The organism is Nocardia sp. NBC_00416 (assembly GCF_036032445.1).
In the GTDB taxonomy this organism is placed as follows: Bacteria; Actinomycetota; Actinomycetes; order Mycobacteriales; family Mycobacteriaceae; genus Nocardia.
In genome coordinates, this window is the sequence record NZ_CP107932.1 from 1,510,168 (window position 1) to 1,526,157 (window position 15,990).

Sequence of the window (15,990 nt, forward strand, 5' to 3'; positions counted from 1 at the left end):
CATGGCTCAGGAGGACAGATGAGCGACAGAACCTGCGATGCCCGACCGTTCCCTTTGACGCCGTCGACGATTCACGTCCCCGATAGCGTGCTCAGCGATCTGCGGCAGCGCCTGGAGTTGACCCGCCTGCCCGACGATGTCGGCAATGAAGACTGGTATTACGGCGTGCCGCGCAGCTACCTCCAGGAGCTCGTCGACTACTGGCACAGCGGATACGATTGGCGCGCAGCCGAAGCCGAGATCAACACCTACCAGCACTACAAGACCGAAATCGAACAAGTGCCAGTGCATTTCATGCGCAGGCCGGGCGTAGGCCCGAATCCGACACCGCTGATTCTGACGCACGGCTGGCCCTGGACGTTCTGGCACTGGTCCAAGGTCGCCGACTTGCTGGCGGATCCGGGGGCGCACGGCGGTGATCCGGCCGAGGCGTTCGACGTGATCGCGCCCTCGTTTCCCGGCTTCGGGTTCTCCAGCCCGCTGGCGACCCGCCCCGATATGAACTTCTGGAAGGTCGCAGACCTCTGGCACACGCTCATGACCGATGTCCTGGGCTACGAGAAGTATGGTGCCGCCGGCTGCGACGTGGGCGCGCTGGTCACCGCGCAGCTGGGCCACAAGTACGCCGACGAGTTGTATGCCATCCATATCGGATCCGGACTGAAACTCACCATGTTCAACGGCGATCGTGCCTGGGATTTCAGTGGTGGACGGTCGATTCCCGACGGCTTACCGGCCGAGGCGCGCGCACGAATCGTGGAGCTGGACAGGCGTTTCGCCGTCCATCTGGCCGCACACCTCCTCGCCCCCAGCACTCTCGGCCACGCGCTGTCCGATTCCCCGGCGGGCATGCTGGCATGGATCCTGGAACGCTGGTTCAAGTGGAGCGATAACGGCGGCGATATCGAAACCGTGTTCAGCAGAGACGATCTACTCACGCACGCCACAATCTATTGGGCAACCAATACCATCGGCACCTCGATACGTCTCTACGCCAACCACAATCGCTACCCTTGGACGCCTTCCCACGATCGTCTCCCGGTCGTGCAGGCCCCCACCGGCATCACCTTCGTCGGCTACGAGAATCCACCCGGCATCAGCACCGCCCAACGCGTCGAAGACTTCCGCACCGGCGACCGCGCCGAGTGGTACAATCACGTCAACCTCACCGTGCACGAGCGCGGCGGCCACTTCATCCCCTGGGAGATTCCCGACCGATGGTCCGCCGATCTACGCCGGACCTTCCGGGGACGGCGCTGACACCTGGCAACTCGACACCGGCCGAATATCCCGCGTACCGCATGGCGGATCCGGCCATCAGTAGCCTCAGTCGAGCTGGTGCGATGGCAGGCCCACACCGACTCCGCCACGCGGCGGCGGCGATAAAGCCAGCCGTATCTACGCGAATCCCGTCCGCACCCCGGTGCCCACCCCTCACCTCAGTGCGGCAGCGCTTCCGGCTCCACTTGCGCCTTTTCATCGAATTCCGTACGCGCGGAGAGAATCTGATTGTGATTCCGCAGCGCCCACTCGCCCATGGCCTGAGTGACGCGACCCAAGTCCGCGCCCAGATCGGTGAGCGAGTACTCGACTCGGGGAGGTAACGTCGGGTACACGGCGCGCCGGACCAAGCCGTCGCGCTCCAGATTGCGCAGCGTGCGTGTGAGCATTTTCTGCGTAATGCCATCGAGCCGTCGGCGCAGATCGTTGAACCGGACCGGACCGTCACTGGCGCGCAACGTGCCGAGCACCAGCAACACCCACTTGTCCGCTAAGACGCCGAGTACGTCGCGGGCGGGACAGCGCCGGAGGTAACTTTCGACCGGGTTGGGAGAGGATGCCAGCTCAGAGACGGTATACATCAGGTACCTCGGGATCATAAGAGTGCCTTCTTGCCATTAGATACTAACGGTTGGAAAAATCAAGATCGTGAAAACAGTAAGTCAGCGAACTGTGGGCGGTCCCGATGTCCTCCGGACCGTGGAGACGGAAATGCCGCAGCCGGCGGCCGGCGAGGTACTGGTGCGAGTGGTCGCCACCTCGATCAACGCGGCGGATTGGAAACTCCGTAGCGGAGTGGTGGACCGGCTCGGGCCCCCGCCGTTCACGCTGGGACTCGACGTATCGGGAGTTGTCGCCGAGGTGGGACCGGAGGTGAGTGAATTCCGGCCGCATGACGCGGTATTCGGCATGGTCTTCGGAGCGAACGCGGAGTACGTGGTGGCGCCGGTGACCGCGCTGGCCCCGAAATCCCCCGGCCTGGACCACACCAACGCCGCGGCGTTGCCCACCGCCGCCCTCACGGCCTGGCAGGCGCTGACCGATGTCCGCCCCGGCGACCGGGTGCTCGTGCACGCCGCCGCAGGCGGTGTGGGGCACCTGGCGGTACAGCTGGCCAAGGCCCGTGGCGCCTACGTGATCGGCACCGCCCGCACCATCAATCACGAGCATCTGCGCAGGCTCGGGTCCGACGAGGTGATCGACTACACGACAACGGATTTCACCACCGCCGTTGCCCCGGTCGATATCGTGCTGGACCTGGTGGGCGGAGAGTACGGGGCGCGCTCACTGCGAGTGCTGAAGCCCGACGGTCGCCTCATAGACGCCCAGGGCAACAACGCCGCGGACGACCCGCGCTACCGGCGGCACTACGTGCGGCCGTCGGGAGCGGACCTGCGCGAGATCGCGACCATGGTCACCGCCGGTCGCCTGAGTGTCGATATCGACCGGGTGATGTCGCTGGCCGATATCGCCGAAGCGCACCGCCTGAGCGAGTCCGGCCGAGTGCGCGGCAAAATCGTGCTGACAGCATGGAATACCCCCACCTAACCCAGGTCTTTCGTCTGATCACGCATGGCGAGGTAGGTGTCGAGATGGCCTGAGCCGGTGAGAAGGTTGCAGCTGCGCGGGTCAGCCGGGCTTGCCGGTATTCAGATTCTGGCTGTTCGCGGAACCATTTACCGGAGACCTCGTCCATCTGCTCCTACCAAGCAATCACGCGACCAGCATGAAGGTCGTGGGGATGAGCGTGCCGGTTGGCGGTGGGGCGCTATTACACCCGCCCCCGCCCCGCGCCCAAAACCTGCGGTATCGGTGGGAGAAACCAGCCGCACCCGGACGATCGACCCCGGCCCGCGTCCGGCGAGGGTTCCGGAACATCCGCGCCGCGCCCGGTGATGGCGTCAACCGAACTCTACGGCGGTCGGCCTCACCGAACCGGCGCTACGCTCGGCCCGCAGTAGTTCCCGGCGCTTGTCGTCCTTCGACCACCAGGTGTGCGAGCCGGGACGGCGTGCCTCGTACGTCAATTGCCAGACAGTGCTCTTGCAGACGAGTTCCTTGAGTGCCGCACCTGGGCGGCCGCCGACGTAGTACCTGTTGGCTGCGTCGTCCTTGGACGCGAACTGGAAGATGCCCATGTTGCGGCCCAGGCTGATGCACTGTCCGGCGAACCCGACGTCGATCGGCGTGGGCTGGGTACCGGCAAGTTGCTGAGCACCGTCTCGGCTGCCTGTGGGCCCAGTTGTACCGCGGACTGGCAGCCCATTCGGAACGGTAGATCGGACGGCGCGGCCGAATCTCCGGCCGCAATGATCCGGGGGTCGTCCACGCTGGTCAGCGTCTCGTCGGTCAGCAGGCGTCCGACAGCATCGGTGGTCAGCCCGCTGCGGGCGGCCAGATCTGGTACGCCGAAGCCGGCGGTCCAGATGGTGGCGGCGCTCGGCAGGGTGCGGCCGTCGCTCAGCTGTACGCCGCCGTCGACCACACCGGCCACCCTCGCGCCGGCGCCTTCGATTACGCGCACGCCGAGTTTCTCCAGTCGCCGCGCCACCGAACGTCGCCCTCGCGGGTGCAGATACGGGTTGAGTACTTCGCCGCAGATGAGGGTCACGTTGCGGCCTCGCTCGGCCAGTTCCGCCGCGGTTTCGATACCGCTCGGACCCGCGCCGACCACCGTCACCGCCGCAGCGGCCGGCGTGGCGGCGAGGACCGGTCGCAGTCGTTGTGCGTCTTCGAGACTCGCGAGGGGATAGGCGAACTCGGCGGCGCCGGGGACGCGTGGATCGGCGCTGCCGCTGCCGACCGCGTAGATCAGATAGTCGTAGCCGAGGGCGCCTCCGCAGGTCAGCGTGATTTCGCGGGCGGGCGCGTCGATCCGCGTCACGGTGTCGACCACCAGGCCGACTCCGTCGGCCAGGATCTTTCCGAAGTCGGCGACCGCGCTGTGCGATCCGCCCACCAGTTGGTGCAGGCGGATTCGTTCGACGAAGTTCGCCCGCGGGTTGATCAGGGTAACTGTCACGTCGTCGCGCTGGGTCATACGGTTGGCGGCCATCACGCCGGCGTATCCGCCGCCGATCACGACCACACGGATGTTCTCGGTCATGGTGTCTCCTCCGTAGCGGGGTTCGGTCACAAGACGCCGCGCGGTCGATTGCTGTGACACCGAATGGCCCAGATCACTCCCGGGGGACCGTGCGGGGCGGTCGGGTAGGCGAGCCCGCACAGATGCTCACCCCGGTGGGGTAGGGAAGTGCCGGTCCGCCGGCGCGCACAGGAACTGGCGAGGCGTGCGAGTGAGAGCTGTGGATTGCACACCGGGCTGTTATGCGAAGGGGCGAGCTCGACTACCCGAACACCCGGCTCCCCACAAGAAAAACACGAGGATACCTAGATATGCGCATCTATACATGAATCAGATTACCCATCCTTCAAGTCGCCATCCACCTCAAAAACCACAGAGAGGGGAGGGCTCAGGCGTCGGTGGCTCCGTTCGCCGCCGACATGTCGGCGATCCGCTCGATGATGTTCGGGTAACGCATCGTGTGGGCGCCGCCGTTGAGGTCGATCGCCGAACCTGTCATCCAGCTCGCCGCGTCGGAGGTGAGGAAGCCGATCGTCTGCGCGACGTCCTCGGGTGTGCCTGCGCGTCCGAGTGGCGTGTTCTCGACGTACTCCTCGACCAGTCCAGGAACCAGGCCTGCACCGGATGTGAGCGGCGTGTGTACGAATCCCGGGTTCACCGCGTTGACGCGGATCCGCCGGGGCGCGAGTTCCATGGCGGCGACTTCGGTGAGCATGAGCACTCCGGCTTTCGCCGAACAGTACGCGCTCATCGCCACGCCCGGCTGCCGCCCGTTGAGCGAGGCGACGAGGACGACGGAGCCGCCGTCCCGAACCGTTCGGGTGGCCTCCTTGACCGACAGGAACGCGCCGGTCAGGCAGACGTCGATAGTGGCCTTCCAGTCGGCGAGAGAGAGGTCGGCAATGGTTCCCGGCCGGGAAATTCCTGCGCAATCGACGACCGCGCCGATCGCGCCGTGGCGCTCGGTGATCGTGTCGAACACGGTTCGCATACTGTGCTCGTCGGTGACCTGCACTCGGTGACCGCTGGTGCGCCCGCCGAGTTCGGCGGCGCGAGCGGTCGCGGCGTCGCCGTCGAGGTCGGCGATGGCGACGGTATCGCCGCGGGCGGCCATGAGCTGCGCCGTGGCCCAGCCGATCCCGGACGCTCCGCCGATGACGACCGCGATATCCGGTGATGTGCTCATGGTTGATCCTCCAGTGCTCTCGGTGGTCGTGTGAGCCCATCCGGCCAGTGCGGGACACGCATCGATACAGGTGTCTAGCACCCGGCGGTGGTTTTGGCCAGCATGCAGCGATGACCAGGGGTCCGGTAGTAGTCGTGCGAAACAGCAACCAGGGCTTGACCAGCCATGGTCGCGGCCAGCTATGAGGATGTCTTGCCGAGGTGGCGACGGAAGACGAACTCGCACAACATACGGTTGTGTCTCACCGCCGCCTCAGTTGTTTGATTCCGCCCGTTCGGCCTTGCTTTGATCACAACCGTCGACAGCGAGTCGTTCGAAGCGGGAGGTACGGAGCTTGAGGCGCAGAAGGTCGCTGGGTCGGCAGTTCGGATGGCTGTGGGCGTCCTACGCAGTCAGCGCCTACGGCTCCGGGTTGGGGTTCGGTGCGTTACCGCTGATCACCGTGTTGGTCTTGCACGCCAGCCCCATGCAGGTGTCCACGCTGTCGGCGGTGGGGCCGGCAGTGGGTGCGCTGATCGCGTTGCCGCTCGGGCCGTGGGTGGAGTTTCGCCGCAAGCGGCCGGTGATGATCGCGATGGATCTGGCGCGGTTCGCGGCCATGATGACGATCCCGGTCGCCTATGCCTTCGGCCGGCTCAGTTTCGTTCAGTTGCTGGTCGTCTCCGCTGTGGTTGCCGCGGGCAAGATCGCCTTCAATGCGGCGAGCGGCGCCTACCTCAAAGCTCTCATCCGGCCGGACGACCTGCTCGTGGCCAACGCGCGGTTCGAGTCGACGAACTGGAGTTCCATCGCTGTCGGGCCACCACTGGGCGGGGCGGCGATCGGCCTGTTCGGGCCGGTCATCACCGTGGTGGCCGACGCGCTCAGCTACCTGCTCTCCGCGCTGGGGGTCACGGCGATCCGCGGCCGAGAACAACACCCGCAGCGCACCGGCAAACGCCAGCTCCGGGCCGGAGATCTGCTCGATGGGTGGCGGCATCTCTTGGCCCATCCCGGCCTACGGGCGCTCTACCTCAACCAGTTGGTCGTCAGTGGTCTGATCATGGCCACCGAGCCGCTGTTGGCCGTGCTGCTATTGCGCCAGCTCGGGTTCCCACCCTGGCAGTACGCGCTCGCCTTCGCCGCCCCCTGCCTCGGCGGACTCATCGGCTCACGCCTTGCCGGCCATGCCGTGGCACGGTACGGCCAACACCGGATCCTCCGTGCCGTCGGCACGTTGCGAGCGGTCTGGCTGATCGGCCTCGCATTCGTCCAGCCCGGTGTCGTCGGCCTCGCGACGGTGATCGCTGTCGAGCTGGCGATCATCATCAGCATGAGCCTGTACAACCCGGTACTGGCCACCTATCGACTCGAGCACACACCCGACGACCGCGTGACCCGGACCCTGTCGGCCTGGTCGATCAGCAGCAGCGCCTCCATTGCCATCCTCAGTGCGCTGGCCGGGCTGCTCGCGGAGGCCACCAGCCCCCGCGCTGCTATCACGGTCGCAGGACTGCTGATCCTCGCCAGCCCGCTGCTGCTACCCCGCCGCGAGGGTTCCTCGCTCGCACCCGACCCTGCGGTGGCAACAGCCCATGCCCAACCTCAGGCAGCAGGCGTTTCGCATGAAGCCAAGTGAAATTGGCCGCCAACAGCTTTCAGGTGCAGCCATGCGGCAAACTCGTGCGGACGGATCGACCGACGCCATGGCCGGTGACCCGTGGCCTTGGGGCGTTGGCAGGCCGGGACCGATACCGCCTTCCGCCGAAAACCGCCGCTGACGGGGATGCGGCGGCGCTCTCGGTTACGTTTTCGTCGACGGTGCCGGCCGGCTACGAGCGGTCGATCCAGACTGTGGCTGCGGTATCGGCGACCGGCTCGCAGCGAGCCGCCGATACCTCTCGCATCAGGCCGGTGACATAGCGGCCCGGCCGAGGTGGACCTCACCCACCGTGAAGTCGCGTCGACGACACCGCTCGACGATGTCTCCGCAGTGAAATGCGCAGAATGACGCGGACGGACAATCGCGACGTGGGAACGCCGGCTGCGACCTTCGGCGCGCTTGGTGATGATGGCGGGCGTCGAACACGGTGCGTTCCCACGCGAGGTATTGCCGACCATGGTCGGCAATATCGATGCGATCGGCGGGTAGCGGGCCGAATGTCGGGTCACGGCGGGTGGCTCGCGTGACTCTTGCGGGTTTACCCGGCCGCCGTGGCGTGGCGGAGTGGGCGCGCTTTCCGGAATGTTTCGACGTGGTTTGAAGTTCATCAAACCGTATCGTCGTGATGGAAGGTTCCGGGATGCCCACTGATATGTCTCGATTCGATGGCAAGACCGCGCTGGTGACCGGCGGTAGCAGCGGTATCGGCCTGGCTGCCGCTCGCCGACTGCTCGACGAGGGTGCGCGGGTGATCATCACCGGCCGCGGGCAAGCCGGTCTCGACAGCGCGGTGCGCGATCTCGATGCCGGCGATCGTCTCGTCGCAGTCCGTGGCGACGTCGCCGAGCCGACCGACCTCGATGTACTCGTGGAGGTGATCCGAAGCCGCTTCGGTCACCTGGATGTGCTGTTCGCCAACGCCGGTCTCGCCGCTTTCCTGCCCACGGCCGAGATCACCGAGGCGTATTTCGACCGTGCGGTGGCCACCAACTTCAAAGGTGTCTTTTTCACCGTCCAGAAGGCCCTGCCTGTGCTCGCGGATCACAGTGCGATCGTGCTCAACTCCTCCTGGGCGGTGCACCGCGGGGTCCCGGCCGCGGCGCTGTATTCGGCGACCAAGGCCGCTGTGCGCAGTCTCGCGCAGTCGTTGGCCGCCGAGCTGGCCCCGCGCGGGATTCGCGTCAATTCCCTCAGTCCCGGATATATCGAGACGCCGTCGTACGAGGCGAATGTTTCGGCAGCGGCCAAAGCGGCGGCGATCTCTGCAGTTGCCGCCGGCCGACTGGGCACGCCGGAGGATATCGCCGCCGCGGTCGCCTTCCTGGCTTCGGGCGAGGCGTCCTATGTCAACGGCCAGGACCTTCTCGTCGATGGCGGGCTGATCGGCGCGACGCCCGCGACTTCGCTGTGACCGTGCGGGAAATCCACGAGGCGGCCCCGCCTGTCCGAGCCGTGTGGTGGATCCACGGGCAGTATATTGATGCGAATTCGATCGCTCTGCCGGTGTAATACGACCTGTGGCGCGGCTCGTCGATGACAACACGCCGGGATTATCAAAAGCGCAACTGTGAGTTGTCTTGATTGCTTATTCCGGAATCCGTGGCGTGAGGTGCCGGTAAGAGTCGTGTCACCTGGTGCATGACGCGGTGACGGGGCCCTACGCGTGCGAGGCCCCGAGGAGTGCATCCTCACCGGCGCGCTACTCCTCGGATTCGCCGGCGGCGCGCTCCGGGCGCCGCACCGGTTTCCGGGGAGAGCCGGAGAGGCTGACGGTGGGTAGGCAACGTTCGTTTTCGACCCATCGCGTCGTGCGGTATGCGGCTAGAAGAGTGCATTCGTCGGGAACGGATTCAGGGCGGGCAATGAGCTCGGCAGAGGCGGAACCGAGACCGGGCAGCCAACCAATGCCTTTCAGTAGTCTGGTTGTGTCGATGCAGCTTGGGCGGCGGCGCCGAACGTCGCTGCGGCCCGGTAGCCCTTCATCTGGTTGTCCGTGACATAGGGACGTAGCTCTGTTTCGTATGCGGTGAAAGCGTATTCGTGGTCGCCTGTCGTCTCGACCAGGTGGTGGGCAAGGGTCCGAGCGCCGATCAGCGCCTGGGAGGTGCCCATGCCGCTGGTCGGGGCGGCGCAATATCCGGCGTCCCCGACCAGCGCGACCCGTCCGCGTGACCACGCGTCGAGATGAACCTGGCAGGACGAGCCGAAGTAGAAATCCTCGGCGTCGGCCATCGCGTCCAGCAGGCGGGGCACTTCCCAGCCCTGCCCGGCAAAGGCTGTCCGCACCGCCTGCTCTTGTTCGGCACGGCTGCACCGGTCCCACTCCGGGGAGACGGTGGCGAAGGAAAGACTCACCGTCAACCGGTCCGAGTCCTGCGTGCTGAACAGGTAGACAGCGGTGCCCTGTCCTGACTGCAGCAGTCCCTGGCGGTCCAGTCCGAGGTAGTTGGCGGTAGTGAACCCGGTACCGGACATTCCCAAATGCCGCAGCTCGCCAACGGCCGGGCCGAACGCCAGTCGCCGGACGTTGGAGTGCACCCCGTCCGCGCCGAACACGAGATCGAACTTCCCGGCCGCGCCACGTTCGAACTCGACCGCGATATCGGACCCGGTCGGAGCCAACGCGGTGATCGAGTCGCCGAATATGTATTCCACGTCATCAGCTGTGATCTCGTGCAAGATTCGAGTCAGTGCGCTCTTGGGCACTTCGAGCTCGCCGGCGAAGGACTCGGTGGGTAGTTGCCCTATTTCGGTGCCACTGTCGTCTACCAAGGTGGTGCCGCGCATCTTCGTATCGTGCCCGCGGATTTCGTCGAGGATCGCCATCTCCGCCAGCACCTCGAACGCCGCCCCGCGGAAATCCACGGCGTACCCGCTGTCTCGGACCAGTGGCGCGCGCTCGACAACGGTCACGTCGTACCCGCTGCGGTGCAGGAAGTAGGCAAGAGCGGGTCCAGCCACGCTGGCACCCGAGATCAGAACCTTCGGCTTGGTCATGGACAGGACCGTATCCGAGGTTTATCCGCATGGTCAATCCATTTGGATAAACCATATGGTTAAGCCTGCCGGTATGCTCACACCATGGGAAACCGAGAGGCCTTGTTGGCCGGAGCGAAGCAATGCCTGATCGACTGTGGTTGGGCCCGCACCACGGTCCGGGACATCGCAACCGCCGCCGGGGTAAACCACGCGGCCATTGGTTACCACTTCGGTTCGCGGGAAGCGCTTCTCACCCAGGCGCTGGTGCATGCGGTGGACGAGCTCAGCGCCGAACTCGCTCACCGCGCCCCCACGGACACCCCGGAACAGGCCTGGCAGGGACTGATCGACACCTTCACCACCCACCGGACCCTGTGGGTGGCTCAACTCGAAGCCGTTGTACAAGCCGAAAGGTCACCGGACATCCGCGAACACCTCGCCCGCGCACAACGCGAGGGACGAGCAGGACTCGGTGGTTCGGTACCACTCGCGCTGCTGACCGGCTTGATGCTGCAATCTCTGGTGGACCCGCAACACGCACCTACCGGCAACGAGGTGATCGCCGAACTTCGTTCTCTCACCACAACTCCCTGACCGCGGCAGCACCCGTCATCCGCAGCAGCCAGCTTTCGCGGCATCCGCTATTCCGGCCTCGGGGAACATCGGTACAGCGGATATCGGTGAGAACGATCATGGTCGGCCCTGTACTCGTGAAGCTGCCGTTGCCCGTCATGTAGCGGAGCGTGACTGACTTCCGAGGTTCGTAGCGGGGGCATGCAGGTTGACCCGGTTCTCGTACTCGCGACGGGCCTTGCGCTGGGCCGGGACCGCCGCGGTGCCGTCGAGGGCTTGGCGGAGGTCGAGGAGTCGGCGGTGGATCGCGGGCACGGCGGTGACGCGCAGGGTGTAGCCCTGTCCGCGCCGGACGGTCACGCCCTGGTCGAGTGTGGTGCGTTCGGCGGGCTCCAGTTCGGTGGCGCGGAGGAAGTCGGCGACCTTGCCTGGCATGTCGAGGACGACCGGCAGTTCAGGGGTTGAGGTGTCCGGGTCGGCGGCCGTGTACTCGGGCAGGAGGTCGGCGACGGCGGCGAGGGTCTGCACCATGAACTTCACGGTGGACAGCAGCTCGCCGGTACGTGGGTGGCGGGCGGTGAGGTCCATCGCGGAGAACGCGCCGTCGTGGATGCGCAGGGCGAGACGGTCGCGGTGGAGGACGTCGAGCACGTCGAGGATGTGCCCGGTGCCGCGCACGAGCCGGAACATCTCGGAGATGTGGACGGTGTCGCCCGGCCGCGCGTACACGAGCAGTTCGGCGAACTTCGGGCGCTGGAGCGGGTGGAGGCGGCTGGAGGTGCCCGCGGCTTCTTCGAAGGCGACCGGGTCCTCGATCCCGGCCTCGGCCAGGACGAGGTTCTGGCGGTCGGTCGACTGCTGGTCGGTCGACACCCGTTTGTAGACCAGGTTGGCCATGCCGCTCCCCGTGTCGGTGCTGGCATTCGACCCTAGCTGTCAGCAAACCCTGTCAGCAGCCGTCATCGGATCTGATTGGATCTGCACGGCCGTCGGGACCCGGAAAGCCTGGGTTCATTGGACGCCCGCCGTGCCTGTCGTCATTCGATCGTTTTCCGACAGGGGCAGATGCTTTCTCCGACGGTTCAACATCGATCTCATCAACGGGCCTCAGACGTGGGGCTCTGGCGGGAAGCCAGTCCAGCGGAGCTCGGCGGGGAGGTGGCCGGTGTCGGCCTCTGCGTCGTCAGATCACACGCAAGACTGTCTTCCCGCGTGCCCCGGTCTCCGCATAGGTGTGGGCGTCGGCAGCAGCGTCGAGAGGGAAGACCTTGTCGAGGTGAACGGCCAGCGCGCCGGCCTCCACCAGCCGGGCGATCTTCTGGAGACCGTGTCCGTCGGGTTCAACCAGCGGTTCGGGCGCGAGGTGGACGCCGGCTGCTGCGGCTGCCTCGGTGAAGCCTGCCGGCCGGCCGGGAGCCACACCCAGGAAGAGCCCGCCGGGCTTCAGGACGGTGAGGGAGCGGGTAGCGGTATCTGGCTGGGCGATACCGACGAGGTCGAGCACCACGTCGATGTTTCCGGTGGCCTCCTCGAATGGCGTGGCCCGGTAGTCGATCACCTCGTCGGCCCCCAGAGCGCGCAGCCAGTCGTGCTTGCCGGCGGTAGCGGTGGCGATGACGTGCGCCCCAAGGTGCTTGGCCATCTGGACGGCGAGGTGGCCGACACCTCCCCCCGCGGCATGGATCAGTACGCGCTCGCCGCCGTCGAGCTGGGCGATGTCTGTCAGGGACTGCCAGGCCGTCAGCCCGGCCAGGGGCAGTGCGGCAGCGTGGTCGTGGTCGATGCTCGCGGGCTTCCGAGCAAACTGCCGTGAGGGTGCGGTGACGTACTGCGCGTAGGCGCCGGCGGGCCGGGGCAGCCAGAGCAGGCCGAAGACCTCGTCGCCGGGCGCGTAGAGGAACTCACCTGGTCCGATCCCCACCACTGTGCCCGAAACGTCCCAGCCCAAGATGTGCGGCCCCGTTCCGAGGGCCGCCCTGGCGGGGGTAGGGAAACCAGCCCGGGTGCGCAGGTCCAGCGGGTTAATCCCAGCAGCGTGCACCCGAACCAGAACCTCAGTGGGCAGAGGTTCCGGGCGTGGCACCGTCGTCGGCACCAGAACCTCCGGGCCGCCGAAGTCGGTGAAGACCACGGCCCGCATCGCGGAACCGACGTTCTGATCAGACATGTACGACTCTTCCAGTAAGGGCGGCAACAATCCTCGGGCGATCGCAGTGGTGATGCGGTCCACGGTAGGTCGGCACCCTTGGTGACCCGCAAGCACCCTTGCTTCCCTTTGGGTAGAGTCGCAGGCAGGAGGCATCTTTCATGACAACGACACCCGTCGAACCCCTCAGCCGCACCGCAGACGTCTATGCCGCGCTCTGCCCGGCTCGCGACGTCCTGGACGTTCTGTCCGGCAAGTGGTCGGCCCTGGCCATCGGAGCCCTCGAAGAAGGCCCGCGCCGGTTCACCAGCCTTCAGAACTGCCTGCAGGGCGTCAGCCCGAAAGTTCTGACCCGGACCCTGCGCCAACTGGAGGACTACGGGTTCATCACCCGCACTGTGATCGCGCAAGTCCCGGTCCGCGTCGACTATGCCCTCACGGACCTCGGACACGGTGCTGCAGCCCCGCTGGCACACCTGCGTCACTGGGTCGAGACGAACACCCAGATCAGGTAATCCCCGATTTCAGCGTCGGCCTCTCTGGAAGTGCATCGGATGCCAAACAGGCACTCAAGCCGATCAGCGCGTTGCAAGGTTTGCACGACGTGTCTTAATCCTCGCCGCCGTCGTCCTCGTCCAGCTCCGGCGTGTCCGGATCGCGCAGTGGTCGCAGGACGCCAGCGGCCGGGACGCTTGCGGTGAAGCTGTAGCGGCCGAGCAGGTTCAGGTTTCGGTGCTTGAGCGGGGACAGGCGGGTGATGTCCGCGTCGCGGATCTCGTGGCCCTCGGCGCGGAGCTGGGTGACGGCGGCGTCGATGTACTTCGTGGTCCAGAGCACGATGGCGTTGAGGACCAGGCCGAGCGCGCCGAGCTGGTCCTCCATGCCGTCGCGGTACGCCTGGTGGATGGTGCCGCGCTTGCCGTGGCATACGTCCCGGGCGAGCTTGTGGCGGGATTCCTGCACGGTGAGCTGCCGGTTCATCTGCCGGCGGTAGGTGTCGTCGACCGGGTCGACGACGCGCAGCAGGTGTTCGGTCTTGGCGATCCGCCCGTACTCCGCGAACGCGGCGCCCAGCGGGGTGGGGCGGCCGTCGCGGCCGAACATGCGCAGCAGGTCGTAGGCGCGGACCTGGTTGGTGACCAGGGAACCGGCGATCTTCAGCATGTCCGGCCAGTGCGTGATCACCTTGTTCAGGTTCACGCGGTTGCGGGCCAGGTCCTCCACCGCGCCGTACCTGCCGGTTTCGACGCCGGGCATGGTGGCCCGCCAGAACCGCTGATCGTCCAGGTCGCGGAACCGGGGGCTGAAGTTGTAGCCGAGGATCTTGAACAGGCCGAACACCATGTCGGAGTACGAGGCGTTGTCGGTCGCCACCATCTCCGGCTTGACCCCGCCATCGAGGTTCAGCAGGGCGTCCAGGATGTGCAGGGAGTCGCGTGGGGTGCCGGGCACGACCATCTGCCCGATGCCCGCGACCTGGTCGTTGACGGCGTTGAGCCAGGTGATGCCCCGCTTGAACCCGAAGTACTTCGGCGACGGGGCAGCGTTGATGGTGCGCACCGGCACCTGGAAGCGCAGCCCGTCCACGGAGGCGAGTAGTCCGTCGCCCCAGTAACGCACGATCGGGATGCTGGCCTGGGCGGCGATCAGCCGCGCGTTCGCCGCGGCGATGGTGTCGGCGCGCAGGTAGTACTGGTCGACGTTCAGCTTCACCCGCCCGTCGTCCTGGACCTCGATGGAGACCTTCGCCGCCGGCCCCGCATCCTCCAGGCGTTCGGCGAGCTGCTTCCATCCGACGTCCAGGCCCCGCACCAGCTCCGCCAGGTGCTCGGTGACGGGCATGTCCAGGCTCAGGGCCGCCAGGACGTCCTCCTCGACCGCATCCCAGTCGGGCCCGTCCAGCAGGCGGGCCCGCGGGTTGGACCAGCGGTGCGAGGGCGAGGCGAAGACGTCGCGGTTGTTCAAGGCCCGGTGCAGCTACTCCAGCACGCACACCACGTACGCGTCCCGGTCCACCGCGCCCTGCGGCAGATCCGGATTGGCGTACACCGCCTTGCGCCACGCCAGCGGCACGAGCTTGTCGTCGACCTCGCGCGGCAGCAGCGGCTTGACCCCCACCTTCCGCCGGGCCAGCGCCGGAAGACCCCGGACCCCGGCCAGGACGCGTTTCCCGGCGCTCGCCGCGTTCAGAGCCTTCGACTCACCCAGCAACGCGAGGAACGGGCGCACGGTGGCGTACCGGCTCGCGAGCGCGGCCCGCATGGCGACCTCGGCCGAGTTCTCGTCCTCGGGCACCAGGGTCACCACGGTGGCCGCCGCGGTCATCACGGCGGCGCGCGGGGCGACTTCCTCCACAGCTGCCCAGAGCGCGGCCACGTCCAGGTCCGTCTCCTGCTCCTCGGCGAACGTCCCGTACGCCTCGGCCTGCTCATCGCTCAGAAATTCCACCGGCACGAGCCGGACCGTAGCCAGCCCCGGACCGGGCCCGGAGGCGTTTCGCCGAACCCCAGCGGCGAAGTGGATCACTGTGCTAGGCGGCCATGATCGTTCTCACCGATAACCGCCGTACCGATGTTCCCCGAGGCCGTATTCGGCTACTTACAGCTGCACTGACCGGAGGTCGGTCTGGTCGAACAGGGATGTGTGGTCGAAAGATGTTCACCGACGAGCGGTGTCGCCGCCCTCATCGAGATGGCCTGAGCCCAGCAGATAGCTGATGTCGCGATCGAAGGTGAGTTCACGCAGGATCGTGGTCGGCTGCCCGTCCTTCATCCGCCAGATGAAGGTGTAGAGCACCGGGGCGCCGCCCTTGACTCGTCGCATCATGACTGCGGCCTGGTCGCCGAGGTCGGTGGTCGCCGGGAAGGTCACATCGTCGACGGACTCACCGATCTTCCGATCTTGCTCGCGCAGCGCCCGGAAGCGGGCCATGAACTGCTCCTTGGTCAAGGTAACCGTCTGCCCGGCCTGGTCGACCCGCACGTTCTGAAACTCGGGATCGTACAGCCGATCCAGCGCATCCACGTCCATGGCCAATCCGGCGTTCAGGTAGGTCCACATGCTGTCCACGAGTGCCTGATTCACGACAACACCTCTCT

Annotated in this window: 12 protein-coding genes and 2 pseudogenes; 6 read left to right on the forward strand and 8 right to left on the reverse strand. The window is 66.5% G+C overall.

Annotation, left to right across the window (positions count from 1 at the left end; genetic code table 11):
• The first annotated feature begins 18 nt into the window (after positions 1 to 18).
• Positions 19 to 1,260: an epoxide hydrolase family protein gene (locus OG804_RS06730; protein WP_328394981.1), complete on the forward strand. Its 1,242-nt coding sequence runs from the start codon at positions 19 to 21 to the stop codon at positions 1,258 to 1,260.
• A 179-nt stretch (positions 1,261 to 1,439) separates the two neighbouring features.
• Here the strand turns inward: OG804_RS06730 and OG804_RS06735 are convergent, their stop codons facing one another.
• Positions 1,440 to 1,862: a winged helix-turn-helix transcriptional regulator gene (locus OG804_RS06735; protein ID WP_328394983.1), complete on the reverse strand. Its 423-nt coding sequence runs from the start codon at positions 1,860 to 1,862 to the stop codon at positions 1,440 to 1,442.
• 67 nt (positions 1,863 to 1,929) lie between these two features.
• Here OG804_RS06735 and OG804_RS06740 point away from each other — a divergent pair, with 67 nt between their 5' ends.
• Positions 1,930 to 2,829, forward strand: coding sequence for an NADP-dependent oxidoreductase (locus tag OG804_RS06740; protein ID WP_328394985.1), 900 nt, complete (start codon positions 1,930 to 1,932; stop codon positions 2,827 to 2,829).
• A gap of 353 nt (positions 2,830 to 3,182) precedes the next feature.
• Here the strand turns inward: OG804_RS06740 and OG804_RS06745 are convergent.
• Together OG804_RS06745 and OG804_RS06750 are read right to left on the reverse strand one after the other, a co-directional pair.
• A pseudogene (locus OG804_RS06745) lies at positions 3,183 to 4,387 on the reverse strand (NAD(P)/FAD-dependent oxidoreductase).
• A 367-nt stretch (positions 4,388 to 4,754) separates the two neighbouring features.
• Positions 4,755 to 5,552 carry an SDR family NAD(P)-dependent oxidoreductase gene (locus OG804_RS06750; RefSeq protein ID WP_328394987.1) on the reverse strand — a complete coding sequence of 266 codons (798 nt, stop codon included), beginning with the start codon at positions 5,550 to 5,552 and terminating at the stop codon, positions 4,755 to 4,757.
• Between the two features lie 334 nt (positions 5,553 to 5,886).
• Here OG804_RS06750 and OG804_RS06755 point away from each other — a divergent pair, with 334 nt between their 5' ends.
• Together OG804_RS06755 and OG804_RS06760 are read left to right on the forward strand one after the other, a co-directional pair.
• On the forward strand, positions 5,887 to 7,170 hold the full coding sequence (locus OG804_RS06755; RefSeq protein WP_328394989.1) for an MFS transporter: 1,284 nt from the start codon (positions 5,887 to 5,889) through the stop codon (positions 7,168 to 7,170).
• A 664-nt stretch (positions 7,171 to 7,834) separates the two neighbouring features.
• Positions 7,835 to 8,605, forward strand: coding sequence for an SDR family NAD(P)-dependent oxidoreductase (locus OG804_RS06760; RefSeq protein WP_328394991.1), 771 nt, complete (start codon positions 7,835 to 7,837; stop codon positions 8,603 to 8,605).
• A 500-nt stretch (positions 8,606 to 9,105) separates the two neighbouring features.
• On the opposite strand, the gene OG804_RS06765 is transcribed toward OG804_RS06760, so the two are convergent.
• Positions 9,106 to 10,191 carry an FAD-dependent monooxygenase gene (locus tag OG804_RS06765; RefSeq protein ID WP_328394993.1) on the reverse strand — a complete coding sequence of 362 codons (1,086 nt, stop codon included), beginning with the start codon at positions 10,189 to 10,191 and terminating at the stop codon, positions 9,106 to 9,108.
• Between the two features lie 84 nt (positions 10,192 to 10,275).
• Between OG804_RS06765 and OG804_RS06770 the strand changes: the two genes are divergently transcribed.
• The gene (locus OG804_RS06770; RefSeq protein WP_328394995.1) at positions 10,276 to 10,767 is read left to right on the forward strand and encodes a TetR/AcrR family transcriptional regulator; all 492 of its coding nucleotides are present in this window, start codon (positions 10,276 to 10,278) and stop codon (positions 10,765 to 10,767) included.
• A gap of 135 nt (positions 10,768 to 10,902) precedes the next feature.
• Here OG804_RS06770 and OG804_RS06775 read toward each other — a convergent pair whose 3' ends face one another.
• Together OG804_RS06775 and OG804_RS06780 are read right to left on the reverse strand one after the other, a co-directional pair.
• Positions 10,903 to 11,643 carry a recombinase family protein gene (locus OG804_RS06775; protein WP_328394997.1) on the reverse strand — a complete coding sequence of 247 codons (741 nt, stop codon included), beginning with the start codon at positions 11,641 to 11,643 and terminating at the stop codon, positions 10,903 to 10,905.
• A 286-nt stretch (positions 11,644 to 11,929) separates the two neighbouring features.
• Entirely contained in the window at positions 11,930 to 12,976 is a 1,047-nt protein-coding gene (locus OG804_RS06780) for an NADP-dependent oxidoreductase (RefSeq protein WP_328394999.1), read from the reverse strand.
• A 77-nt stretch (positions 12,977 to 13,053) separates the two neighbouring features.
• On the opposite strand from OG804_RS06780, the gene OG804_RS06785 reads away from it, so the two are divergent.
• A complete protein-coding gene (locus OG804_RS06785) occupies positions 13,054 to 13,407 on the forward strand; it encodes a winged helix-turn-helix transcriptional regulator (RefSeq protein WP_147961230.1) in 354 nt (117 codons plus the stop codon).
• 94 nt (positions 13,408 to 13,501) lie between these two features.
• Here the strand turns inward: OG804_RS06785 and OG804_RS06790 are convergent.
• Positions 13,502 to 15,049: pseudogene (locus OG804_RS06790) on the reverse strand (transposase); the annotation flags it as partial.
• Positions 15,050 to 15,550: 501 nt separating this feature from the next.
• Positions 15,551 to 15,976 carry a hypothetical protein gene (locus OG804_RS06800; protein WP_328395005.1) on the reverse strand — a complete coding sequence of 142 codons (426 nt, stop codon included), beginning with the start codon at positions 15,974 to 15,976 and terminating at the stop codon, positions 15,551 to 15,553.
• Positions 15,977 to 15,990: the final 14 nt, after the last annotated feature.

Bases quoted from the DNA above. Each gene is read 5' to 3' on its own strand.
- OG804_RS06730 (WP_328394981.1), top strand. From the start codon at position 19: ATGAGCGACAGAACCTGCGATGCCCGACCGTTCCCTTTGACGCCGTCG.
- OG804_RS06735 (WP_328394983.1), bottom strand. From the start codon at position 1,862: ATGTATACCGTCTCTGAGCTGGCATCCTCTCCCAACCCGGTCGAAAGT.
- OG804_RS06750 (WP_328394987.1), bottom strand. From the start codon at position 5,552: ATGAGCACATCACCGGATATCGCGGTCGTCATCGGCGGAGCGTCCGGG.
- OG804_RS06760 (WP_328394991.1), top strand. From the start codon at position 7,835: ATGCCCACTGATATGTCTCGATTCGATGGCAAGACCGCGCTGGTGACC.
- OG804_RS06765 (WP_328394993.1), bottom strand. From the start codon at position 10,191: ATGACCAAGCCGAAGGTTCTGATCTCGGGTGCCAGCGTGGCTGGACCC.
- OG804_RS06770 (WP_328394995.1), top strand. From the start codon at position 10,276: ATGGGAAACCGAGAGGCCTTGTTGGCCGGAGCGAAGCAATGCCTGATC.
- OG804_RS06775 (WP_328394997.1), bottom strand. From the start codon at position 11,643: ATGGCCAACCTGGTCTACAAACGGGTGTCGACCGACCAGCAGTCGACC.
- OG804_RS06785 (WP_147961230.1), top strand. From the start codon at position 13,054: ATGACAACGACACCCGTCGAACCCCTCAGCCGCACCGCAGACGTCTAT.